General features: G+C 65.6%; 22 protein-coding genes. 13 read left to right on the forward strand and 9 right to left on the reverse strand.

Annotation, left to right across the window (positions count from 1 at the left end; all coding sequences use genetic code 11):
* Positions 1 to 13 precede the first annotated feature (13 nt).
* From BUB39_RS11675 to tsaB, 6 genes are all read right to left on the reverse strand, one after another.
* Positions 14 to 1042, reverse strand: a complete 1029-nt coding sequence (locus BUB39_RS11675; protein WP_073053350.1) for a PhoH family protein — start codon at positions 1040 to 1042, stop codon at positions 14 to 16.
* Positions 1043 to 1092: 50 nt separating this feature from the next.
* A complete protein-coding gene (gene miaB, locus BUB39_RS11680) occupies positions 1093 to 2511 on the reverse strand; it encodes a tRNA (N6-isopentenyl adenosine(37)-C2)-methylthiotransferase MiaB (protein ID WP_073053352.1) in 1419 nt (472 codons plus the stop codon).
* Positions 2512 to 2621: 110 nt separating this feature from the next.
* Positions 2622 to 3452 carry a lyso-ornithine lipid O-acyltransferase gene (gene olsA, locus BUB39_RS11685; RefSeq protein WP_084527259.1) on the reverse strand — a complete coding sequence of 277 codons (831 nt, stop codon included), beginning with the start codon at positions 3450 to 3452 and terminating at the stop codon, positions 2622 to 2624.
* Positions 3453 to 3465: 13 nt separating this feature from the next.
* Complete coding sequence (locus BUB39_RS11690; RefSeq protein WP_425292907.1) at positions 3466 to 3915, reverse strand: Fur family transcriptional regulator; 450 nt, start codon at positions 3913 to 3915, stop codon at positions 3466 to 3468.
* Positions 3916 to 3953: 38 nt separating this feature from the next.
* Positions 3954 to 4454: a ribosomal protein S18-alanine N-acetyltransferase gene (gene rimI, locus BUB39_RS11695; RefSeq protein WP_084527260.1), complete on the reverse strand. Its 501-nt coding sequence runs from the start codon at positions 4452 to 4454 to the stop codon at positions 3954 to 3956.
* Positions 4451 to 5110, reverse strand: a complete 660-nt coding sequence (gene tsaB / locus BUB39_RS11700; protein ID WP_084527262.1) for a tRNA (adenosine(37)-N6)-threonylcarbamoyltransferase complex dimerization subunit type 1 TsaB — start codon at positions 5108 to 5110, stop codon at positions 4451 to 4453. Before tsaB ends, rimI begins: the two co-directional genes overlap by 4 nt.
* 130 nt (positions 5111 to 5240) lie before the next feature.
* Here tsaB and BUB39_RS11705 point away from each other — a divergent pair, with 130 nt between their 5' ends.
* The 6 genes from BUB39_RS11705 to BUB39_RS11735 all read left to right on the forward strand — a co-directional run bounded on the left by BUB39_RS11705 (position 5241) and on the right by BUB39_RS11735 (position 11345).
* Positions 5241 to 6290, forward strand: coding sequence for a LacI family DNA-binding transcriptional regulator (locus tag BUB39_RS11705; protein ID WP_073053358.1), 1050 nt, complete (start codon positions 5241 to 5243; stop codon positions 6288 to 6290).
* 180 nt (positions 6291 to 6470) lie between these two features.
* The gene (locus tag BUB39_RS11715) at positions 6471 to 7757 is read left to right on the forward strand and encodes an ABC transporter substrate-binding protein (RefSeq protein ID WP_073053362.1); all 1287 of its coding nucleotides are present in this window, start codon (positions 6471 to 6473) and stop codon (positions 7755 to 7757) included.
* A 10-nt stretch (positions 7758 to 7767) separates the two neighbouring features.
* The gene (locus BUB39_RS11720) at positions 7768 to 8691 is read left to right on the forward strand and encodes a carbohydrate ABC transporter permease (protein WP_073053364.1); all 924 of its coding nucleotides are present in this window, start codon (positions 7768 to 7770) and stop codon (positions 8689 to 8691) included.
* A complete protein-coding gene (locus BUB39_RS11725; protein WP_084527266.1) occupies positions 8691 to 9518 on the forward strand; it encodes a carbohydrate ABC transporter permease in 828 nt (275 codons plus the stop codon). The genes BUB39_RS11720 and BUB39_RS11725 overlap by 1 nt, the downstream gene beginning before the upstream one ends.
* A 3-nt stretch (positions 9519 to 9521) precedes the next feature.
* A complete protein-coding gene (locus tag BUB39_RS11730; protein WP_073053368.1) occupies positions 9522 to 10565 on the forward strand; it encodes a zinc-dependent alcohol dehydrogenase in 1044 nt (347 codons plus the stop codon).
* 21 nt (positions 10566 to 10586) lie between these two features.
* On the forward strand, positions 10587 to 11345 hold the full coding sequence (locus BUB39_RS11735) for a hydroxypyruvate isomerase family protein (RefSeq protein WP_073053370.1): 759 nt from the start codon (positions 10587 to 10589) through the stop codon (positions 11343 to 11345).
* Positions 11346 to 11411: 66 nt separating this feature from the next.
* Here BUB39_RS11735 and BUB39_RS11740 read toward each other — a convergent pair whose 3' ends face one another.
* The 3 genes from BUB39_RS11740 to BUB39_RS11750 form a co-directional block, all read right to left on the reverse strand.
* Positions 11412 to 11900 carry an MgtC/SapB family protein gene (locus BUB39_RS11740; RefSeq protein WP_073053372.1) on the reverse strand — a complete coding sequence of 163 codons (489 nt, stop codon included), beginning with the start codon at positions 11898 to 11900 and terminating at the stop codon, positions 11412 to 11414.
* Between the two features lie 34 nt (positions 11901 to 11934).
* Entirely contained in the window at positions 11935 to 12072 is a 138-nt protein-coding gene (locus BUB39_RS25485) for a hypothetical protein (RefSeq protein ID WP_175561836.1), read from the reverse strand.
* Positions 12073 to 12180: 108 nt separating this feature from the next.
* The gene (locus BUB39_RS11750; RefSeq protein ID WP_073053377.1) at positions 12181 to 13152 is read right to left on the reverse strand and encodes a glutathione S-transferase family protein; all 972 of its coding nucleotides are present in this window, start codon (positions 13150 to 13152) and stop codon (positions 12181 to 12183) included.
* Between the two features lie 211 nt (positions 13153 to 13363).
* On the opposite strand from BUB39_RS11750, the gene BUB39_RS11755 reads away from it, so the two are divergent.
* The 7 genes from BUB39_RS11755 (at position 13364) to BUB39_RS11785 (ending at position 22041) form a co-directional block, all read left to right on the forward strand.
* Entirely contained in the window at positions 13364 to 15241 is a 1878-nt protein-coding gene (locus tag BUB39_RS11755; protein WP_073053379.1) for an adenine deaminase, read from the forward strand.
* Between the two features lie 124 nt (positions 15242 to 15365).
* Complete coding sequence (locus BUB39_RS11760; RefSeq protein WP_073053381.1) at positions 15366 to 16346, forward strand: BMP family protein; 981 nt, start codon at positions 15366 to 15368, stop codon at positions 16344 to 16346.
* Positions 16347 to 16422: 76 nt separating this feature from the next.
* Positions 16423 to 17961 (forward strand): ABC transporter ATP-binding protein, encoded by a 1539-nt coding sequence (locus tag BUB39_RS11765; RefSeq protein WP_073054190.1) that lies wholly within the window; start codon positions 16423 to 16425, stop codon positions 17959 to 17961.
* The gene (locus BUB39_RS11770) at positions 17958 to 19034 is read left to right on the forward strand and encodes an ABC transporter permease (protein WP_084527268.1); all 1077 of its coding nucleotides are present in this window, start codon (positions 17958 to 17960) and stop codon (positions 19032 to 19034) included. The genes BUB39_RS11765 and BUB39_RS11770 overlap by 4 nt, the downstream gene beginning before the upstream one ends.
* A complete protein-coding gene (locus BUB39_RS11775; protein WP_073053383.1) occupies positions 19034 to 19984 on the forward strand; it encodes an ABC transporter permease in 951 nt (316 codons plus the stop codon). The genes BUB39_RS11770 and BUB39_RS11775 overlap by 1 nt, the downstream gene beginning before the upstream one ends.
* A gap of 4 nt (positions 19985 to 19988) precedes the next feature.
* Complete coding sequence (locus BUB39_RS11780; RefSeq protein WP_073053385.1) at positions 19989 to 20720, forward strand: creatininase family protein; 732 nt, start codon at positions 19989 to 19991, stop codon at positions 20718 to 20720.
* A 115-nt stretch (positions 20721 to 20835) separates the two neighbouring features.
* The gene (locus BUB39_RS11785; protein WP_073053386.1) at positions 20836 to 22041 is read left to right on the forward strand and encodes a GGDEF domain-containing protein; all 1206 of its coding nucleotides are present in this window, start codon (positions 20836 to 20838) and stop codon (positions 22039 to 22041) included.
* Positions 22042 to 22056 lie beyond the last annotated feature (15 nt).

The following is a 22056-nucleotide window of genomic DNA, read 5'->3' on the forward strand; positions in this document are numbered from 1 at the left end:
TCCGGGGCGGCCTTCACGGACCGCTCCCGTGACGGGGCGGGCGCGGCTGCTGCTGGGCAGTCTTGGGTGCGCTGTCATAGGCGCGGACGATCCGGCCGACTAACGGATGGCGGACCACGTCGACATCGGTGAAGCGGATCTGCACGATCCCCTGCACGTCGCGCAGAAGATCAGCGGCTTCCGCAAGGCCCGAAACCTGGCCGGCCGGAAGATCGACCTGGGTCGGATCGCCGGTGATGATCATGCGCGAGCCCTCGCCGAGGCGGGTCAGGAACATCTTCATCTGCATCGAGGTCGTGTTCTGGGCCTCGTCGAGGATGACGACGGCATTGGCCAGCGTGCGGCCGCGCATGAAGGCGAGCGGCGCGACTTCGATCATGCCGGATGTCAGCCCGCGTTCGACCTTGTCGGGCGGCATCATGTCGTAGAGCGCGTCATAAAGCGGCCGGAGATAGGGGTCGACCTTCTCCTTCATGTCGCCAGGCAGGAACCCGAGCCGCTCGCCCGCCTCGACAGCCGGTCGCGACAGGATCAGGCGCGAGACGTCGCCCCGCTCGATGAGTGCCGCCGCATAGGCGACGGCGAGATAGGTCTTGCCGGTGCCGGCGGGGCCGATACCGAACACCATCTCGGCGCGGTCCATTGCGCGGATATAGGCATCCTGCGCTGGGTTGCGGGCCATGATCGTGCGCCGGCGCGTCGAGATCTGCGCCATTGCGAGCCGGCCCTTGGGTTCGAGGCTTGGCAGGGTCAGCTGTTCATCGGCCGTCTCGGCCATGCGCACGGCACCCTCGACATCGGCGGGTCCGATCTCGTGGCCCTGCTGCAGGCGCAGATAGAGAAGGTCGAGCGCCAGCCGCGCCTGCGCGCAGGCCTCGGGCCGGCCGCGGATCGTCAGTTGATTGCCGCGGGCCACCGCCTCGATGCCGAGGCGCTTCTCGATGATGGCGAGGTTCTGGTCGAACTGACCGAACAGTTCGCTCGCCAGGCGGTTGTCATCGAAACCGACGACGACATGGGCAAGGTCTGAGGCGTGCGACATTTCGGAAACGCGCCCGGCGGGCGAGCCCCCCGGAGTCGTCGAGCGTGCACTCAAGGGGCGGTCTCCGCTGCTGTTGCGTTGCGTGCCATCGGCGCCTCCGGGCGTGGCTGCGCGCCGGCAAGGCTGCCGAAGAGGGAATTCGTGCCGAGGCCATCGATCGCGACACGGCCTATGGTGCCGATCCGCTCGGGCCCCGCCTCGACCGCCACCGCCTGAAGATAGGGGGTGCGGCCCATGATCTGGCCCGCCATGCGCCCGGGCTTCTCGAAGAGGACATCGACGACCGTGCCGACGGCCTGGCGGTTGAAGGCGGTCTGCTGCGCGGCAACGAGGGCCTGCAGCCGCTGCAGCCGCTCCGACATCACAGCTTCGCTCACCATGTCGTCGCGCAGCGCAGCCGGCGTCCCCGGGCGTGGGCTGTATTTGAACGAATAGGCCGCCGCATAGCCAACCGTCTCGATCAGCCGCATGGTCGCCTCGAATTCCGCATCGCTCTCGCCGGGGAATCCGACGATGAAGTCAGAGGAGAGAGCGATGTCCGGCCGCGCGGCGCGGATGCGATCGACGAGACGGAGATAGTCGTCGGAGCCATGTTTGCGGTTCATGGCCGCAAGAATTCGATCGGCGCCTGACTGCACCGGCAGATGGAGATAGGGCATCAGCGCCGGCAGGTCGCCATGGGCCGCGATCAGCGCCTGGTCCATGTCGCGCGGATGGCTGGTCGTGTAGCGGAGGCGATCAAGCCCCGGGATTTCGGCAAGCCGATAAAGCAGTTCGCCGAGTCCCCAGGAACGGCCGTCCGTTCCGTCACCATGCCAAGCATTGACGTTCTGGCCGAGCAGCGTCAGTTCGCGCACGCCGGCATCCCCCAGCCGCTGCGCCTCTTTGAGGATGGCTTCAGCGGCTCGCGAGACCTCGGCACCGCGCGTATAAGGCACGACGCAGAACGTGCAGAACTTGTCGCAGCCTTCCTGAATGGTAAGGAAGGCGGTGACGCCGCGGGCGCGTGTCTGCGCTTTCGTTGCGGCCGGCAGGGTGTCGAATTTCTGCTCGATTGCGAATTCGGTCTCGATCGCGCGGCGGCCGCTTGCTGCCTCCTTCAGGAGGCGCGGCAGGTGCTGATAGGATTGTGGCCCGACGACGAGATCGACGACCGGTGCGCGGCGGGCGATTTCCGCCCCCTCCGCCTGCGCCACACAGCCTGTGACGCCCACCATCACCTGGCGACCGGAACGCGCCGCATCTTCCTTCATCACGCGGATGCGGCCAAGCTCGGAATAGACTTTCTCGGCCGCCTTCTCGCGAATATGACAGGTGTTGAGGAGAACGAGATCGGCCTCCTCGACCTTTTGCGTCGACACATAGCCGTCAGCCGCCAGCGCGTCCGTCATCCTCTCGGAATCGTAGACGTTCATCTGGCAGCCATAGGTCTTGATGAAGACGCGCTTCTTTTCTTCTGCTGCGGCCATTGATCCCGCTGGGGGCTTGCGGCAGCTCCGGCTTCGGCCGTGCCGCCACGCGGTTTGGAATCCTTTCCTACCCTCTTTCGGCTGCGCTGAGAAGCGTGGCCAGACCAAGCTCAGGTCGGCGTTGCCGCCATGCCACGCGCAGCGCGGATCTGCCTGACCATGGCGCGCACCTCGCGTTCGGCTGTGGCCGTCGCCGCCTTCCTGTCCGCACCGGGTGTGAAGACGATCGGCGAGCCGAAGGCCACGACCGCATCGATTGCTCCGATGCGCACCAGATTGGAGAGATGCGGCGCGAGATCCATGTCGCCATGCCAGGCGACATCGGCTGTCCTGAGCCGGCCGATCGGCAGGCCGTGCAGCCCGACATAGACGAGCGCCACCGGCTGGATGGTGATCGAACCTGCCAAGCTTTCTCCGGTTTCGTCCTCAGCTGCCGCGCTTGCCTTCGCGGCGGCGCCGACAAGCGCGCTGCGGAAGGGCAGCACCGAGACGCCGTCGCCGGTCGTGCCCTCGGCGAACAGCACCAGTGCGTCCCCGCCTGCCAGCCGCGCGGCGATCGCCTCACCGGCTTCCGAGGTTGCCGTGCGGCGGGCGCGATCGATGAAGACGCTGCGCTGGAGGCGGGCCAGGCGCCGCACCACCGGCCATTCCGACACTTCGCGCTTCGCGATGAACGACATCGGCATCAAGCTGCCGAGTGTCACGATGTCCAGCCAGGAAACATGATTGGAGACCAGCAGCAGCGGCCGGTCAGCGGCCGGGGTCCCCTCGACGCGGACCTTGAGGCCCAGCATCGCGGCGGCGATGCGCTGCCAGAGCAGTGGCAGAATCCCGGCATGGCGCGGGGAAAAAGCCATTGCGAGAAGCTGGAACGGAAGAAAGAGCAGCGTCGTCACTGCAAGGACGACCACCAGCACGACGAGCCGTCCCGAGAATTTCAAGATGACGAAGCTTTCACGAGCGGTCCTTGTCCTTCGCATCGATCGGAACGGCATAGAGCTCCAGCCGGTGATCTACCAGCCGGTAGCCGAGCCGTTTGGCGATCACCTCCTGCAGCGCCTCGATTTCCTCGCTGCGGAATTCGATCACCGCGCCGCTGCGCAAGTCTATCAGATGATCGTGATGTTCCTCAGACACCGTTTCGTAGCGGCTGCGGCCGTCGCGAAAATCATGTCGCTCGATGATGCCGGCATCCTCGAACAGCTTCACGGTGCGGTAGACCGTGGAAATCGAGATGCGCGGATCGATCGCCGAGGCGCGGCGGTAGACTTCCTCAACGTCCGGATGATCAGTGGCAGCGTCCAGCACCCGCGCGATCGTGCGGCGCTGGTCGGTCATCCGCATGCCCTTGGCGGCGCAGGCTGCCTCGAGCGTCTGGTTCTCATCCGTCACTAGCTGACTCATGCCGCATCCCCCGGACGCCACAACTGGCCGATCGCCGCTTAGCGAAGTTGCAGGCGCATGACAAGCGCAGTGCCGCCTTGCCCGCCATCGGCATAATAGCCCTTGCGGCGGCCGACTTCACGAAAGCCCAAACGGCGATAAAGCGCGAGCGCCGGCGGATTGCTCTCGCTCACTTCGAGGAACATTTCGCTCACCCCTTCGGCATAAATGCGGCGCAGCGCCTCTTCGAGCAGCTTGCGGCCATAGCCATGGCCGCGTCGTGCAGTGGCGACCGCGATCGTCAGCACCTCGGCCTCTCCGGCGACGCTCCGCATCATGATAAAGCCGAGGATCCGGCGCGTGCCAAACACCGTCTCGCGGCGCAGCAGAAGGCAGCGAACCGTGCGATCGGCCAGCAGCTTCTCGATCTCGTCAATGCCCCAGCCGCGGCGAAAGCCCTCGGCGTGGATGGCTACCATCGCTTCGATGTCGGTTTCGCCTCGCACCTCGTCGAACATGAGCCGCGACTGTGGAAACAGCGAGATCATGGAATAGATCATCGGCGCGCAATCCTCGCCCCCGCCTGCGGCACGGCGTCCGGCGCCTTGACATAAAGCGGCTTCGGGGGATGGTCCGCTGGATCGAGCACGGCGCCCAGCGTCAGCAATGTCGAGATGTCCGGGGCTGAATCGAGATGAAGCGGCGAAAATCCGGGCCCGAGCAGCGCGGCGCCGGCGCCGGCGACCGCGAAATCCTCCGCTGAGGCGCGCGCCGCGAAATCTGTGACGGCGCCGTTCGACGCAGCTTCGAGCGGTTCGGCTGCAGCTGAAAACAGCTGCCCGAAAGCCTCCCCGCCCCGCCCCGGCAGGAGCGTCAGGATCGGCCGGCCGTCCTGCGACAAGAGGCTCGCCCGATAGGCATGGGCGGCAAGGGTCGAAATGCCGACAACTGGAAGATGGCGGACGAGGGCGAGCCCGCGCGCTGCCGCGATCCCGACGCGAAGGCCAGTGAACGATCCGGGTCCGACGGAGACGGCGATGCGATCGAGCGCATCCGGCCGGATTCCCGCCTCGTTGAAGAGCGCGGCGATCTCGCCCATCAGGATTTCGGCATGGCCTCGCCCGATGGTCCGGACACGCGAGAATGTCGTGCCGCCTGCCGAAAGGCCGACGGAGCAATTCTCAAGCGCGGTGTCGATGGCGACGAGGTTCATCATGCCCGAATAGAGCGGCGGCGCGGCGCTGTCGAGAGCGGCGGCGGGTGCCGTGGTTTGCGTGAGCGCACGGCCGGTCTATGACAGAAGGCGGAAGGGCCACGAGCCCCGCGCGAAGGAGCAGGACCAGGCGATGAAATCGGCAACGCTGATGCAGGTCGCGGAGCGCGCCGGCGTCTCGACGGCGACGGTTGCGCGCGTGCTGAAGGCGAAAGGCTATGTCTCGGAAGAAGCACGCGCGCGTGTCGAGGCGGCGGTCAAGGCGATCGGCTACCGGCCGAATGCCATGGCGCGGGGCCTTCGCCAGCGGCGCAGCTTCACCATCGGCCACATGCTCGACGCCATCATCGTCAATCCCTTCTTCGTCAATGTCGCGCACTGGGCCGAGGAGGAGGCTCTCGATCACGGCTACAAGACCTTCCTCTTCAACCATAACGGCCTTGCCGAGCGCGAGCGCATCGGTATCGAGCGCTTCATCGAACGCCGGGTCGACGCCGTCCTCTTCACCAATGCGGTTTCCACCGAGAATGTACGCCTTCTCGCGGCGGCTGGCATCCCGGCTTTGCAGCTGGAGCGCAGCCGGACACCGGCCGCGCCTGCTATCCGCGTCGACAACACCGTCGGCGCTCTCCAGGCCATGGCGCATCTCGCAGGGCTTGGTCATCGCCGCATCGCATTCATCGGCGGCGATCCCGAACTGATCGGCCGTGGCGATACCGCCGGTCCGACGGTCGAGGACGAGCGGCTTGCGGCCTATGGCGCCGGCCTCGCCGCCGCAGGGCTTGCCTTCGATCCGGCGCTGCTCCGGCTCGGCAAATATTACAGCCTCAGCGAGAGCGGATCCGGCAGTGAGGGCTATCGCCACACCCGCGCGCTGCTGGCGCTGCCCGAGCGGCCGAGCGCGATTTTCGCCACGTGCGATATCCTCGCCGCCGGTGCCCTGCAGGCCATCTATGAGGCTGGGCTGCGCGTGCCCGACGATATTTCCGTTATCGGCTTCGACGATACCCTCGCCGCCAATTTGACGCCCCAGCTCACCACCGTGGCCCAGCCGATGGAGGAACTCGGCCGCATCGGCTTTCGCGCCGTGCTCTCCGCGATCGAAACGGGGACATGGCCGGACCAACCGCTGCTGCCGAGCCGTCTCGTTCAGCGCCGTTCGACGGGGCCGGCGCCGACCTGATCGCCACCGAATAGGATTGACCAGACCGGCCGGCGAATGGTATCGCTGGCATGTGTCATCGATGACATATCGCGATCAGAGCCAATTTGGCGCGATTCGGCCCGCGTGAATGTCGGGCCATTCAGGAAACGCCGCCGCCGCGCCTCGCTCGCGGCCCAGATCCATTTCGGAGGGACAATCATGCGCATCAAGGCGCTTCTCGCAGCCACAGTCCTGGCAACGAGCGTCATGGCCGCCGGCCTTGCTTCAACGCCGGCTCTGGCCGAGACCAATGTCACGTTCTGGCAGTTCTCGACCCGCGACGCCGATATCGCTGCCTGGAACGAGGCCATCGCCGCCTTCGAGAAGGCGAACCCGGACATCAAGATCAACATGGAGATCGTGCCCTGGTCGGAGCAGCAGCAGCGCCTCGTCAGCGCGCTGTCGGCCGGCGGGTTGCCCGATGTCTCGATGCTCGGCAACAACGTGGTCGCGCAGTTCCAGGCCGCCGGCGCACTCGCGCCACTCGACGACTATATTGCAGCCTATGACAAGGAAACCGGCACCGACTTCGCCGCCGAGGTTTGGCCGGGCGACAAGGGCTACTACAACCTTGCCGGCAAGTGGTGGGCCTCGCCCGTCAATGTCGAGACGCGGGCGCTCTATTATCGCAAGGACCTGTTCAAGGCCGCCGGGCTGGATCCCGACAAGCCGCCGCAGACTTGGGCGGAGTTCGCCAAGGACGCAAAGACGCTGACGCGCGACGGCGTTTATGGCGCCGGTCTTTCAATGAGCCTCGACTACTTCACCGTCCAGAATTTCATGAGTGCCTATCTCGGCTATGGCGCCCGGATGATCGGCGACGATGGGAAATGCGGCTTCGACACGCCGGAATTCAAGGCGGCGCTCGATACCTATGTCAGCGTCTACAAGGAGAAGGCGACCCATCCGGATGCGCCGACGATGAACGGCGACACGTTCCGCAAGGGTTTCCGCGACGGTAAGTTCGCGATGATCCTCTCGGACCCCGGTCTCTACAAGGATCTCCAGAACGACAAGGCGCCGTTCCTCAACGATGTCGGCATCGCCTTCGTCCCGGCGGGTGAGAAGAATCGCTCCGGCTTCCTCGGCGGCTGGCCGCTGGTGCTGTGGGACGCGTCCGAGAACAAGGAAGCGGCGGCGAAGTGGATCCTGTTCGCCACCCATGGCGAGGCGCTGAAGAACCTCGCGACCAAGGGCGGCTTCATTCCCGGTAGCGTCTCGCTCGCCAAGAATGCGCCCTGGACCGAGTTCCCCTATCCGCTGTTCGTCGAGCAGTTGAAGGACGCCAAGCCCTATCAGTATCCGGGCGAAGCGATCCCGCAGATGGGCCAGCTTGAGGTCGATACGATCCAGAAGGCCGTCCAGGCGGTCGCGCTCGGTCAGCAGACGACCGATCAGGCGACGGCGCAGCTCTGCACGACCATCAACGAAGTCCTCGCCCGCTAAGCGGAAGGCGATGACCGTGGCATTCGAGACGACGACACGGCTGGCCCCGGCGCGCCCCCGGCGCCGAAGCATCGTGCCCGATTTCCTCCTCCCGTACGGCATGATCGGGCCAGCCGTGTTCGTCGCGTTCGCGATCGCCATCGTCCCGCTCACCTACGCATTCTGGCTGTCGCTGCAGGACTGGTACATGCTGCGGCGGCCAACCCCGACCTTCGGTGGCCTGATCAATTACAAGCAACTGCTTCAGGACGGGCCGCTCTGGGCCGCCTTCGGCCGCACCTGGATCTGGACGATCGGCACCGTTTTCGTCGAGCTGGTGCTGGCGCTGCCGATCGCCCTTCTGCTCAACCGCGAAAGTGCGGTGGCGCGGGCGGCCTCGGCCCTCATCCTGCTTCCCTGGGTGACGCCGTTCATCGTGCTTGGCTTCGGGTGGCGCTTCCTGCTGGACAGCGATGTCGGCCCTGTTCACGCCTTCCTCCATGCCATCGGTCTGGCCGGCGACAGCTCGATCCTCAATGATCCCGTCGGTGCGTTTGCCATCATCATCTTCATCTCCGGCTGGAAGGGCACGCCGTTTCTCGTCATCGCTCTGCTCGCGGCGCTGAAGTCGATTCCTGAGGAGCTCTACGAGGCCGCAGAGGTCGATGGCGCAGGCCCGATCTCGCGCTTCATCCATGTGACGATGCCCGAGATCTGGAATACAGCGATCACTGTCGGCCTCGTGCTGGGCATCCTCGCCTTTTACTCGTTCGACTTGCCCTGGATCATGACCAAGGGTGGACCGCAGGACGCCACGACCCTCGTCGGCATCGCGATGTACAAGGCGGTTTTCCTTGATCTCCGACCGGCTTATGCAGCGGCAATCTCGATCGTCATGCTGGTGCTGCTCTTCATCGCCTCGCTCTTCGTCCTGAAGCTCCGGAGGCGAACCTGATGCGTCACCGTTCCGCCATCCGCGAAGTCTCGCTCGATCTGGTCACCATCGTGGTGCTGTTCCTGCTGCTGGTGCCAATCCTCTGGGTGTTCGTCGCATCTGTTCGGCCCGAAACCGACATCACCGGCGGCGGATTGCTGCCGACACGCTTCACCTTCGATCACTACGCGGCGATCCTCGCCAAGAAGCCGTTCCTGATCGCGCTGAAGAACAGCCTCATTGTCGGCATCGTCGTTGCGATCGTCACAACGGCGCTTGCGATGCCGGCGGCCTATGCCTTGTCGCGCTTCACATTTGGCGGCCGCAACTTCTTCGCGCTGCTGATCCTCGGCACGCAGATGCTGCCGAGCCTCGCCGTGCTGGTTCCGCTTGTCGTCATCATCCGCCAGATCGGCCTTACCAACACGCTGACGGCGCTGATCTTCACCCATCTCGCGCTCGGCATGCCGATCGCGGTGTGGATGCTCAAGGGCTATATCGACGCGATCCCGAAGGAGCTCGAGGAGGCGGCGCTGATCGACGGCTGCAGCCGGCTCGGCGCGCTGTGGCGCATCGTCGTTCCGCTGATCCGCCCGGCCATCATCGCCGTTGGCACCTTCGCCTTCGTGCTGTCCTGGGGCGAATATCTGATGGCGCTTGCCCTCATCTCTAAGTCGGATGTCAAGACACTGCCGCTCGCGCTGCAGGGCCTGTTCGATCCCTATTCCTTCTCCTGGGGCCAGGTCATGGCCGGCGGCACGATCATCGCGATGCCTGCCATCCTGCTCTTCCTCATTTTCCGCAGGCAACTGGTCGGCGGCCTCCTCGCCGGCGGCGTGAAAGGATAATCCATGGGCGCCTCAACCCGCTCGCTCTACTTTACGGGTCCGCGCGATCTCGAAATCCGCGATGAGCCGCTTGCCGAGCCCGGCCCCGAGGACATTGTCGTCGCGGCGCTCGTCTCCGGCATTTCGGCCGGCACCGAGCTCAATGTGTTCCGCGGTCTCGCGCCGCAATGGCGCCAGCACATGGATCCGGCGACGCGGCTCTTCCTTGACGGCGGCTCCGACTGGTCATGGCCGGCCCGCTATGGCTATGCCATGGTCGGCCGTATCGAGCGCGTCGGTTCGGCGGTCACCGATCGCAAGGAGGGCGATCTCGTTTTCGCCTACGCGCCGCATGGGGCCCACGCCGTTCTGCCCGCAAGAGCGGTGGTGCCGCTCGGCGCCCTCGGCGACGCGGAGGTCGGCATCTTCTTCGCCAATCTCAACACGGCCTATAATGGTGTGCTCGACGCCAATATCCCGCTCGGCGCCGATGTCGTCGTCAGCGGGCTCGGCGTCATCGGCCAACTGGTCGTCCGCCTTTTGCGGCGGAACGGTGCCCGCACCGTCATCGGCGTCGACGGCATCGATCTACGCCGCGAACTGGCGCTGGCAGGTGGCGCCGATCATGTCCTTGCGCCAGGCACCGACAAGGTGGCGGAGACGGTCCGCCGGCTCACCGATGGTCGCGGCGCCGACGTCGTCATCGAGGTTTCGGGTGCGGCGCCTGCGCTCAACGAGGCGATCCGCACTGCCGGCTATAACGGCACCGTCGTGGCGATGTCCTGGTATGGCGGCACGTTCGAGAGCCTCAGCCTGTCCGGCGAGTTCCATCACAATCGCCCGCGTATCATCTCCTCGCAGGTCGGCAATGTGAACCCGTTCCTCGGCCCGCTCTGGTCGACGGCGCGGCGCGGCGCGATCGCGCGCGAATTCATGGATGCCTATGCCGGCGATCTGAAAGGCTTCGTGACGCATCGTGTCCCTCTGGACGAGGCGGCGCGCGGCTATAGGCTGCTGGACCAGGGTTCGCCCGAAGTTATGCAGGTTCTCATCGACTATCGCGCCTGATCGCCAGCGAAGGATTGTCCCATGCGCTATTCCGCCTGCCTCGAATGGCTCTTCGCCGCTGAGGCGCCTGATTTTGCCGACCGCATTCGCCTTGCCAAGAAAGCGGGGCTCGACGGTGTCGAATTCTGGCTCTGGAGCAATAAGGACATCGCCGCGATCCGCACCGCGCTGGACGAGACCGGCATGCCGCTCACCGGCTTCGTGGCCGAGCCGATGGTGCCGCTGACCGACCCGGCCAAGCATGCCGAATTCCTGGAAGGCCTGAAGCGCTCGATCGAGGTCGCGCAGCAACTCGGCGCTCCGATGCTGATCGCGCAAGCCGGCTCCGATCTGCCGGGCCGCACGCGGACGGAACAGCGCTCCGCACTCACCGATTGCCTGCGCAAGGCGGCCGACATCCTTGCGGGGTCAGGCGTCGTGCTGGCCGTCGAGCCGCTCAACACCCTGGTCGATCATGTCGGCTATTTCCTGCCCTCGACCGAAGAAGGTCTGGACATCATTGACGATGTCGGCCGGCCGGAAATCCGCATTCTCTACGACATCTATCATTCGGCCGTCATGGACGAGCAGATCGCCAAGGTGCTCAGCGGCCGGCTCGACCGGGTCGCCCATGTCCATCTTGCCGACATGCCCGGCCGGCATGAGCCCGGCACCGGGCGACTCGATTGGCAGGCGCGTGTCGGCTGGCTGGAGGCCAATGGCTATCGCGGCATGGTCGGCCTCGAATACAAGCCGACTGTCGCAACCGAAGCGAGCCTCAAGGCCGTCCTGGCCGGCTGAGTCAACGCTGAGCGCGGCGCAGCACGTTTCGATGCAAGCAGCCGGCCCGGCCTCGAGGCGGCTGCCTCACGCGTCGCGATTGGGCTCGGATGGCTTCGGCTGGAGGAAGCCGAGCGCGACGATCACTGCGAGGCAGATCGCGGTGGCCATTGCGCCGATGGCAACATAGCCGAGGCCGCAGGAAACGCCGACGGCTCCTGCGAGCCACATGGCGGCGCCGGTCGTCAATCCATGCACCTGCCCGCGGCTCTGGATGATGGCGCCGGCTGCAAGGAAAGCGACGCCCGCCGTCACGGCTTCGATGATACGAATGGGGTCGACCTGGACATGCTCCAGGCCGAGCGTATCGGAATGGAGAATTTCCAGCATCACGATCGTGAACACCGCTGAGGCCAAGGCCGTCAGCGTATGCGTCCTGAGGCCGGCTGGTCGCGAACGCCATTCCCGCTCGGCGCCGATCAGGGCGCCAAGCAACGAGGCTGCAATGAAGCGCAGCGCGATTTGAGACTTTGGCAGGTGCGTTTCGAGAAAGGCGCCATCGGCGAATTCGAGCAAGATCGTGTCTCCGATGCCGCGTCGCCTGTGCCGACTACTTGACCGCGTCTTCGACGGCGTTGCCGGTCTGCTTCACATCGGTCGCGACGCCGTGCACCGTATTGGCGCAGCCAGCAAGGCCGGCGGCGAGGGCAAGGGCGACAAGCAGGGTGGAGCGGGAGCGGATCGTCATCGTCGTTTCTCCTGGCTGGACGGTGAACAGCCAATGCGGATGTCGCATTTTCGTTCCGGCGCAGTCGGGAAATCGTCCAGGCGTGCCCAATCCAGCAAATAAGCCGCCTCACTCGGTCTGCGGCAGCAGATGGCTGAACGGCAGTTCGGGTCCGAGGGGAACGATGCGGTTCGGATTCAGCGACTTGATAGAATAGTAGCCGCGCTTGATGTGATCGATATTGACGGTCCTGGCGATGCCGGGGACGGCCAGCATGCGCTCCAGATAGGCCGAGAGGTTAGGATAGTCCGCAATACGGCGGAGATTGCATTTGAAGATGCCGAAATACGCCGCGTCGAAGCGGATCAGCGTGACAAAAGCGCGGATGTCGCTTTCGGTGAGGCGCTCCCCGACGAGAAAGTGCCGTCCCTCCAGCCGAACTTCCAGTGTATCGAGCATCGCGAACACGTCGGCGAAGGCCTCGTCATAGGCGATCTGCGTCGTCGCGAAGCCGGCGCGATAGACGCCATTGTTGAGGCGCGGATACATCTCGGCATTGATCGCGTCGATCTCCGCCCGCAACCCCTCGGGGTAGAGATCGACGCTTTGGTCTGCGAGCGCGCCGAAGCCGGCATTCAGCATGCGCACGATATCGGCCGACTCGTTGTTGACGATTGTCGCCCGCTGCGTGTCCCAAAGCACCGGCACAGTCGCTCGTCCGGTGAAGTGCGGATCGGCCTTGGTGTAGATCTCGTGCAGATGGAGCGCGCCATTGATCGGGTCTGGACGACAGACGGGATCGTCGCCAAAGCGCCAGCCCTCGTCGGTCAGCGCCGGTTCAACCACCGTGATGTCGATGACCTTCTCCAGCCGCTTGATGGCGCGGGCGATCAGCGTCCGCGAAGCCCAGGGGCAGATCAGCGCCACATAGAGGCGATAGCGGCCCGCCTCGGCCTTGAACCCACCTGTTCCGGTCGGACCCGGACTGCCATCCGGCGTGACGAAATTGCGGAAGGACGAGATCTGGCGGACGAAGCCGCCCTTGGCGTCCTTGGCCTGGACCGGATCCCAGTTGGCGGACCATTTGCCGTCGATGAGCATGGCGCATTCTCCTGCCCATCGGAGCGATGGGAAACATCCGCAGGATAAACGGGTGCCGGCGGCATGATAACCGCCGCCCGTGCGAACGGACTGTCCACCGCAGTAGGCGGCGGCCGCGACCTTCCGCCCGCGGCGGCGAGGCAGTGGATCGCTTTACAGCCGCGGGGCACGCTTCTACCTCTGGCGATCCCCCGTCCGCCGAGGTCCCCCGATGTCCCTGCCTGCTGCACCGCTTCCTGACGATCTCATCATCGAGGCCGGCGACGAGATCGCCATACGGCAGGACCTGACGCTGACGGCGCTCGGCAAGCGTCCCGCGGATCGGGTTCTCCGGGTTGGCCGGCTGCTGGATGTCCATTCGCGCAGCTGGCTCACCGACCAAGAGGTCATCATCAAGGGTCGGCGCGTCGCCTATGTCGGGCCCGCCGGCTCCTGGACCGGCGAAGCGGCCGAGCGTCTGCACGAGCCGGATCTATCCGCCGTGCCGGGCTTCGGTGAGGCGCACAAGCATATCGAAAGCTCGCATCTGACCCCGGAATATGAGACCGCGCTCGTTATGCCGCGCGGCTGCACCTGGGTCTGCGAGGCGAGCCACGAATTCTCCAACGTCAACGGCGCCAGGAACCTCGAATTCTGGCTTGAGGCGCGCAGGCGCGGCTCGCCGATGAAGATCTTCCCGCTGCCCGGCTCGGCCGTCCCGCCGACGGCCTATGAATGGGGCGGCGGCTGGTTCGGCTATGACGAGCAGAAGGCCTTCATGGCCGAGAGCCTGATGGTCGCCGGGCTCGACGAGGTGATGGACTGGCCGTCGGTGTGGAATCCCGACAACCCGTCCTATGACCGGCTCTGGGGCATGATCCGCGCCACGTTCGAGAAGCGTGGCGTCGTCGAGGGTCATGCGGCGGGCCTTCGCGATCTTGCGACCATCAATGCCTTCGCGGCTGCCGGCATGGCGTCCGATCATGAAGGCTGGTTTCTGGAGGAAGTCTGGGAGAAGCTGACGCATGGACTGTTCGTCGAGTTGCGGCCGCATTCGCTGCCCGACATCATCAAGGGCCTGATCGCGAGGGGTCTGGCCGATTGGTCGCAAGTTGCCTTCGTGACGGACGATCGCAGCGCGTCGGACACGTTGAAGATCGGCGCCACCGACCACAATGTCCGCCTCGCCATCGAGAGCGGCCTCGCGCCCGAGATCGCCATCCAGTGCGTGACGATCAATCCGGCGCGCCATATGCGCCTGACGCCCTGGGTCGGTTCGATCGCACCGGGCCGCTTCGCCGATATCGTGCTGCTCGACGAAGTCGAGCGGCTTTCGATCGCCAAGGTCTTCGCCGACGGCCGCAAGACGGCCGAGGCCGGCCGCTATGAGGGCCCGCTGCCGAAGATCGATTGGCCCGAATGGGCGACGCGCACCGTGCGGCTCGATAGGACGGTTGTTGCCGAAGACTTCCGCATACGGGCGCCCACTGATGCGCCGACTGCCAATGCGGCCCTGCTGAGGCCATTCCACTGGCATGACGACTTCATCACAATGGAACTGCCTGTCGAAGACGGCGCCGTGCAGCGCGATGCGGACCGCAACGTCACCAAATTCGCCATCGTCGACCGCTTCTCCGGCGAGGGAAGGATTGCGAAGATGTTCTGGCTCGGCACCGGCCCGCGTGACGCGGATACGGCGCTCGGCGCGACGCTCGGCCATGACAAGCACAATATCTGGGTGGTCGGTTCCTCGGATGCCGCCATGGCGATGGTTGCCAACGAACTCGCCGCGCAGCAGGGCGGCTGGGTACTGGTCTCGGGCGGAAAGGTCACGGCTCGGGTCCATTACGAGGTCGGGGGCCTGATGACGGCGCGGTCGGCCGAAGTCCTCGATGCCGAAATGCAGGCGCTCTATGCGGAAGGGGCGAAGATCGAATGGATGTATGAGCCGACCTTCTCGCCGCGCTGGTGGCCGGGCTTTCCCGAGCGGCTTTCCTTTGCAACGCTCACCTGCGCGCCGTGGCGCTGGGTTCTCGTTGCGCCATCGCCGCTGGCGCCCGAAGGGTTCGTCAACGTGGCGACGGGAGCGACGCATCCCATTGTGTGGTAGTCGGCACACAGAGACCGATTGCTTGTGCACATTTCGAGCGGAGACGCACGCATTTCAGGCTGGCCAAAATATGCGTATCGACTAGACCAGAGTTGAAAACGGCTTCCAAAGAGCGGGGACGACAATGTTCAAGAGATTGAAGGCGGGCCTCAAGGTCGCGCTTGCGGTGCTGCCGCTGGCGCTCGGTGGCACGGCGATGGCCGAGGCCGACGGGCTCAAGGTGGCGATGGTCCTGCCGGGGCCGATCAGCGACAATGACTGGAATTCGGTCGGCTATAACGGGCTGCAGGCTGCCGCCAAGGCGCTTGGCGTCGAGGTCGCCTATTCGGAGAACGTCTCCGACGCCGATGCGGAGCGGATCCTGCGCGACTATGCCTCGCGTGGCTATGGGCTGATCTTCGCCCACTCCTTCTCCTTCGGTGACGCGGCGCTGAACGTCGCCGAGGACTTCCCGAACACCACCTTCATGGCCGGAACGGCCAAGGAACTGGCGCCCAATCTCGGCACCTATTCCAATCCCGACTATCAGGGCGCCTATCTTGCCGGCATGCTCGGCGCCGGGGCCTCCAAGACCAAGACCATCGGCTGGGTCGGCGGCATGCCCGCGCCGAACATGCTCGCCAATCTCCATGCCTATGAAGCGGGTGCCAAGGCGATGGTGCCGGATTCGAAGGTGCTGCACACCTTCATCGGCTCGTGGTTCGATCCGCCGAAGGCCAAGGAAGCCGCGATCGCACAGGTCGAGCAGGGCGCCGACGTGCTGTCGGCGCAGGGTGTCGGCGTCATCGACGCGGCGATCGCCAAGAATGTCTTCGCGCTCGGCGCCATGACTGACCAGAACCATCTCGGCCCCAAGGTCGTGCTGACCTCGGTCACCTGGGACCTCGGCCCGCTCGTCACCGCAGTCGCCAAGGCGGTCGAGGACAAGGAGTGGAAGAGCCAAAACTGGTCCTACGGCATTGCCGAGGGCTCGGTTAAGCTTGCCGACTTCCACGGCCTCGACGCCGGCGTCCCGCCAGACGTGCTCAAGGCGGTTCAGGCGAAGTTCGAAGCGATCAAGTCCGGCGCTTTCACGGTTCCGCTCGACACGTCGAACGTCGAGTAGGAACCGTCCCGGAACCAGCGACCGTCATGGCTAGGCTCGTCCTGGCCATGACCGCGAGGCGATGGATCGCGATCAGATGCAAAGACCTTCGCCTCCTCTTCTCGACATGCGCGGCATTCGCGTCACCTTCGGCGGCTTCGTCGCCAATGATGGCGTTGACCTGGCGGTGGACGCGGGCGAGATCCATGCCCTGCTCGGCGAGAACGGGGCCGGGAAGTCGACGCTGATGCGCGTGCTGGCGGGGCTGCTGGTTCCAGCTGCGGGCGAAGTGCGCATCGCGGGAGACATCGAACCGCTCGGCTCAGCGCATGAAGCCATGCGGCTCGGCATCGGCATGGTGCACCAGCATTTCATGCTCGTTCCGACGCTGACGGTCGCCGAGAATGTCTGTCTCGGCCTCAGCAGCACGGGTCGCTTCATCCCGGATCTCAAGACGGCGGCGGCGAAAATCCGCGATCTCGCCGCCACCTACGGCCTCGACATCGATCCAAATGCCCGCATTGCCGATCTCTCGATCGCCGGGCAGCAGCGCGTCGAAATCCTGAAGGCGCTCTATCGCGGCGCCCGGATCCTCGTGCTCGACGAACCGACGGCCGTACTGACGCCGCAGGAGGCGGAGGGCCTCTTCCGTATCCTGCGTGCGCTCGCCGCAGAGGGAACGGCGATCATTTTCATCAGCCACAAGCTGAACGAGGTGATGGCGCTGACCGACAAGGTCACGGTGCTCCGCCAGGGCAAGGTCGTCGCGACGGCACTGACAGCCGAGACCGATGCGCGCGGCTTGGCGCGCATGATGGTCGGCGCCGAGATCGCCCTGCCGAAGATCGAAGACGCACCCGCTCCCGGCGTGCCCGCGGAGGCAGCGGTCGCCATTCTTTCCGTCATGGATCTCACATGCCGCGACGCGCGCGGTCTTGTCCGCGTCGATAGGGTCAGCCTTGCGGTCGGGGCTGGCGAGATCGTCGGCGTCGCCGGCGTCGATGGCAATGGTCAGCAGGAGCTTGCCGAGGCGATCGTTGGCCTCTCGATGGTCACCAGCGGCCGTATCATCCTCGCGGGCGTCGACGTCACGGCCGCTCCGATCGCCCGCCGCATCGGGCTCGGCCTTGCGCATATTCCCGAGGATCGCCATCGCACGGCGCTCGTCGAGCCGATGTCGATCCGCGACAACATTGTGCTCGAGCGCATCGGCGATCCGCCGTTCTCGCGGGGCGGTTGGATGCGCCGCGACGCGGTCGCCGGCCTTGCAGAAAAGGTGATGGCCGCCTTTGACGTTCGTGCCAGCGGTCCCTTGCAGAGCGTCGGCACATTGTCGGGCGGCAACCAGCAGAAGGTGGTGCTCGGCCGCGCCTTGTCGCGCGATCCGCGTCTCGTCGTGGCGGTGCAACCCGCGCGCGGGCTCGATGTCGGCGCCACGGCCTTTGTGCACCGCCAGTTGCTGGCGCGCCGTGCGGCTGGGGCTGGTGTCCTGCTGGTTTCGACCGAACTTGAGGAAATCCTCGCGCTTTCGGACCGGATTGTCGTGATGTTCAAAGGCGCCATCGTCGGCGAGATGACCCGGGCTGCGATCTCCGTCGAGCGGCTGGGGCTGATGATGGCGGGGCGTGCCGCATGAGTACCGTCGACCAAACTGGCGCCGCGCGTCTTCGCTTGCCGCCCGGGCTCGTCGGCAGTCTTGCCTCGGTTGCCGCCGCATTCCTGGTCGGCGCGCTGTTGATCGCCGCCGTCGGCGTCAATCCCCTTACCGCCTATGGCGCCCTGTTCGAAGCCGCGCTCGGCTCGCGGAACGGCCTCGCCGAAACGCTGGTGCGCACCGTGCCGCTTGCGCTCTGCGGTCTCGGCATCGCGCTCGCCTTTCGGGCTGGGGTCTTCAATGTCGGAGCCGAGGGCCAACTCTTTCTCGGCGGCACGGCGGCCGGCGCCATCGGCGTTCTCGGCGCCGGATGGCCGGCCTACCTGCTGCTGCCCGCGATGGCTCTCTCCGCCGCGTTCGCAGGCGCGCTGTGGTCGGGGCTTGCCGCGTTTTTGAAGCTGCGCTTCCGCGCCGATGAGCTGATCACCACGATCATGCTCAACTATGTCGCGATCCACCTCGTTTCGTTCCTCCTGCATGGGCCGCTCAAGGATCCAAACGGCGCGCTGGCGCAGACGGCCCGCCTCACGACGGATGGCCGCCTGCCGGTGCTTCTCGCGGGCACGCGCCTTCATGCGGGCATCCTGATCGTGCTCGTCGCGGCCGTCCTGGCGCATCTTTTCCTATGGCGGCGGACCAACGGCTTCCGGCTTCGTGTCGTCGGGCTCAATGCGCGCGCGGCGGAAAATGCCGGCATCGATGTCCGCCGGACCATCCTGTTTGGCTTCCTCATCTGCGGCGCGCTGGCGGGGCTGGCGGGTTTCTCGGAAGTCGCCGGCGTCCAGCGCCGGATGATCGAGAATCTGTCGCCGGGCTTCGGCTATACGGCGATCATCGTCGCGCTGCTGGGGGCGACCAACCCCTTCGGCGTCCTCGCCAGCGCCTTCCTGTTTGCGGCCTTGCAGATCGGTGCGTCGACGATGGAATCGGCAGCTGGCGTACCCTCGACCTTGACGACCGTGATCCAAGGCCTCGTCGTGCTGTTCCTGATCGGCCGCGCTGCCCTGCCGCTCCTCCGCGACTGGCTCGTCGACCGCTTCGGACGGAGGGCCTGATGCTGGCCATTCTCACGGACCCGACATTCGTCGGCTTCCTCTCCGCCTCGATGCGGCTTGCGATCCCGATCATGCTGGCGGCACTTGGCGGGCTGTTCGCCGAGCGCTCGGGGGTGCTCAATATCGGCCTAGAGGGGATGATGCTGGTCGGCGCCTTTTTCGGCTTCGTCGCGGCCTATGCCAGTGGCCATCTCGCCATCGGCGTCGCCGTGGCCGTCCTGGCCGGCCTCGTCGCCGGCCTCATCCTCGGCTTCTACACGATCACGCTGGGGGCCAACCAGGTCGTCGTCGGCATCGCGCTCAACCTGCTCGCGGTCGGCGTGACGTCATTCTTCTATCGCCTGATCTTCGGAGCGGGCACCGAGCGGCCGAGGATCGACGCGTTCGTGCCGCTTGATCTTGGGCGCCTCGCCGACATCCCGGTCATTGGGCCGCTGCTCTTTCGCCAGGATGCGCTTGCCTATGTCGCCCTCGCCCTGGTGCTCGTTACAGGGTTTGTGATGGCGAAGACGCGTTTCGGTCTCGACATCCGCGCCGTCGGCGAGCATCCGGAGGCGGCAGAGACGCTCGGCGTCAACGTTCATCGCATCCGCTATCTCGCCATCGGCCTTTCGGGCGGGATGGCGGCGCTCGGTGGCGCCTTCCTGTCGCTCTCGGCGACCGGCGTGTTCCTGGACGGCATGACCGCGGGGCGCGGCTATATCGCCCTGGCGATCCTCATTCTCGGGCGTCGTCATGCGGTCGGCGTGCTGCTCGCCTCGCTGCTGTTCGGCGCGGCGGATGCCCTGCAGCTTCGGGCGCAGATCCTGCCGACTGGCGTCCCGTTCCAGTTTCTGCTGATGCTGCCCTATGTCTTGACCATCATCGTCCTCGCCGGATTTGTCGGCCGGGCCGGCGCGCCTGCGGCGCTCGGCGTGCCCTTCCGGCGCGGTCGCTCGAACAAGGATTGACCGCATGCTCGATCTCCACGCGGCGACGTCGCCCGAAGTGAAGGCCTCCATCGAGAAGGGCGCTGTTGCCATTCTTGCGGTCGGCGCGCAGGAACAGCATGGCGCTCATCTGCCGCTCTCGACCGACACGGTGATGGCGCAAGGCGTCGCGCGGCGGATTGCCGGCGCGATCGACGGCCTGCTGCTGCCGCCAATTGCCTATGGCGATGCCTGGAACAATGAGGGATTTGCCGGAACGCTGTCGCTCTCGCCCGATACGCTGCGCGCCGTACTGATCGATCTCGGCCGCGGGCTTGCCCGCATGGGCGTCAAGGCACTCGTGATTATCAACGGCCATTTCGGCAATCGCGAGCCGATCGCACTCGCCGCACGGGCTCTGAAGAAAGAGAGCGGCTTCCCGGTCATGCATCTCGACTATCCGGGCATGGAGCGCATTGCGACCGAAATCTGCGACAGCAAGCCGGCTGCGCCGACCTTCTATCACGCGGACGAAGTCGAGACGTCGATGATGCTGGCGCTGGCGCCGGAGCTCGTGCGGATGGACAAGGCTGCGCCCGAATATCCGACATTTCCCGAGCTTTTCGGCACCGGCCCGATCGGCCTCGACAGCTTCAACCGCTCCGGCGTCTTCGGCGACCCGCGCCCCGCAACGGCCGACAAGGGTGAGGTGCTCATCGCGGGGATCGCGGAGGAGAGCGTTCGCCTCATCCGCCTGTTCCTCGTCTCGGTCGACTGACACGCCAGAACGCTTGCTTTTGCTCCATTTCCAGGGCCGCGCGCCTTGACAGCCGCCAGCCTCGGGGCGACGGTCGCAGCTTGCTTTCATCCAAGGCTTCGAGAGATCACTGCGAATGGGCGACGCGGCGTTTCTCCTCGTTTTCAACTTTGCAATCGGACTGTCTTTTGCGGCGGCGTTTCTTGCGCTGACCTGGCGCTCCAAAGTCGCGCTCGGACGCTGGTGTGCCGCCGGCTTTGTCGCGGCGGCAACAACCGTCGCGGTCGAGGGCTTCGCGTCCGCGATTCCCTCGGCGCGCCTCGTCTCGGTTCTTTCCTTCTCCTCGCTTCTTCTGGGGATGACGCTGATCGTGGCGGGATTACTGCGCCACTATCGGCCGGGCGCTTCCATTGCGTGGCTGATCATCCTCTTTCTTGCCGGTTCTTTGCTCAATGGTTTCTATCTTTTTGAGGTGCCGCGCGGCACGACGCTGAACGCCTTCGGCTATCAAGGGCCCTTCGCCCTGCTGACGCTCCTGGGCGCAATGATCGTGCTGGTCTGGTCGCCGCGCCGGCCTGCCGATCTCGCGCTTGCGGCGGTCCTCGGCCTCAGCGGGCTGCAGTTTCTTGCCAAGGCAGTGCTTGCGGCCGCGGCCGGCTCCGGACCCGGCGTACGGGACTATCTTGCCAGCACCTACGCCCAATATTCGCAGACGGCCGGCGGTATCCTTTCGCTGCTGCTTGGTCTCGCTCTGGTCGGCGTCGTCGCCGTTGAAGTCATGGCCGAGGCGGCTCGCCGGCTCGAACGTGACAGCCTTTCCGGAGCGCTCAATCGCGGCGCTTTCCTGCAGCAGGCCGATCAGGTCCTGAGGCGGACACCGCAGGGCATATGTTCCAGCCTGATCATGGTCGATCTCGATCATTTCAAATCGATCAATGATCGCTTCGGGCATGCCGCCGGTGATGACGTCATCCGCGCTTGCGGCACGTCGCTTGTCCAACTGGCCGGAACGGACGGGCTGTGCGGACGCGTCGGCGGGGAGGAGTTCTGCATCCTGCTCACCGATTGCAACATCGCGGCGGCCCGCATCTATGTCGATGCCATCCGCTCGCTGATCGGCATGACGCGGTTCCCGATGCTACCGGAGGGGTATCGCGTCACAGCGAGCTTCGGCATCGCGGTGACGGATCGCCTGGAGCCGCTCGCCGATGCGATGCATCGTGCCGACCTCGCGCTCTATGAGGCCAAGGCGGCCGGTCGCGATGGCTATCGCTTCGCCCCGCTGTCGCCGGCTGGAACCGCCGATTTCGAGCGGCCCGCTGCAGCGTTCGGGGATGGATAACGTCGTCGGGCGCGA

Source organism: Kaistia soli DSM 19436, assembly GCF_900129325.1.
Classification (GTDB): Bacteria; Pseudomonadota; Alphaproteobacteria; order Rhizobiales; family Kaistiaceae; genus Kaistia; species Kaistia soli.

What these genes read in the sequence shown, in the direction of transcription:
- BUB39_RS11675 (WP_073053350.1), bottom strand. Translation starts at nt 1,042, where the DNA reads ATGTCGCACGCCTCAGACCTTGCCCATGTCGTCGTCGGTTTCGATGAC.
- BUB39_RS11765 (WP_073054190.1), top strand. Translation starts at nt 16,423, where the DNA reads ATGCAAAGACCTTCGCCTCCTCTTCTCGACATGCGCGGCATTCGCGTC.
- BUB39_RS11720 (WP_073053364.1), top strand. Translation starts at nt 7,768, where the DNA reads ATGACCGTGGCATTCGAGACGACGACACGGCTGGCCCCGGCGCGCCCC.
- BUB39_RS11785 (WP_073053386.1), top strand. Translation starts at nt 20,836, where the DNA reads ATGGGCGACGCGGCGTTTCTCCTCGTTTTCAACTTTGCAATCGGACTG.
- BUB39_RS11730 (WP_073053368.1), top strand. Translation starts at nt 9,522, where the DNA reads ATGGGCGCCTCAACCCGCTCGCTCTACTTTACGGGTCCGCGCGATCTC.
- BUB39_RS11750 (WP_073053377.1), bottom strand. Translation starts at nt 13,152, where the DNA reads ATGCTCATCGACGGCAAATGGTCCGCCAACTGGGATCCGGTCCAGGCC.
- BUB39_RS11780 (WP_073053385.1), top strand. Translation starts at nt 19,989, where the DNA reads ATGCTCGATCTCCACGCGGCGACGTCGCCCGAAGTGAAGGCCTCCATC.
- BUB39_RS11715 (WP_073053362.1), top strand. Translation starts at nt 6,471, where the DNA reads ATGCGCATCAAGGCGCTTCTCGCAGCCACAGTCCTGGCAACGAGCGTC.
- BUB39_RS11755 (WP_073053379.1), top strand. Translation starts at nt 13,364, where the DNA reads ATGTCCCTGCCTGCTGCACCGCTTCCTGACGATCTCATCATCGAGGCC.
- BUB39_RS11775 (WP_073053383.1), top strand. Translation starts at nt 19,034, where the DNA reads ATGCTGGCCATTCTCACGGACCCGACATTCGTCGGCTTCCTCTCCGCC.
- BUB39_RS11735 (WP_073053370.1), top strand. Translation starts at nt 10,587, where the DNA reads ATGCGCTATTCCGCCTGCCTCGAATGGCTCTTCGCCGCTGAGGCGCCT.
- BUB39_RS11690 (WP_425292907.1), bottom strand. Translation starts at nt 3,915, where the DNA reads ATGAGTCAGCTAGTGACGGATGAGAACCAGACGCTCGAGGCAGCCTGC.
- BUB39_RS25485 (WP_175561836.1), bottom strand. Translation starts at nt 12,072, where the DNA reads ATGACGATCCGCTCCCGCTCCACCCTGCTTGTCGCCCTTGCCCTCGCC.
- miaB (WP_073053352.1), bottom strand. Translation starts at nt 2,511, where the DNA reads ATGGCCGCAGCAGAAGAAAAGAAGCGCGTCTTCATCAAGACCTATGGC.
- rimI (WP_084527260.1), bottom strand. Translation starts at nt 4,454, where the DNA reads ATGATCTATTCCATGATCTCGCTGTTTCCACAGTCGCGGCTCATGTTC.
- tsaB (WP_084527262.1), bottom strand. Translation starts at nt 5,110, where the DNA reads ATGATGAACCTCGTCGCCATCGACACCGCGCTTGAGAATTGCTCCGTC.
- BUB39_RS11725 (WP_084527266.1), top strand. Translation starts at nt 8,691, where the DNA reads ATGCGTCACCGTTCCGCCATCCGCGAAGTCTCGCTCGATCTGGTCACC.
- BUB39_RS11705 (WP_073053358.1), top strand. Translation starts at nt 5,241, where the DNA reads ATGAAATCGGCAACGCTGATGCAGGTCGCGGAGCGCGCCGGCGTCTCG.
- BUB39_RS11770 (WP_084527268.1), top strand. Translation starts at nt 17,958, where the DNA reads ATGAGTACCGTCGACCAAACTGGCGCCGCGCGTCTTCGCTTGCCGCCC.
- BUB39_RS11760 (WP_073053381.1), top strand. Translation starts at nt 15,366, where the DNA reads ATGTTCAAGAGATTGAAGGCGGGCCTCAAGGTCGCGCTTGCGGTGCTG.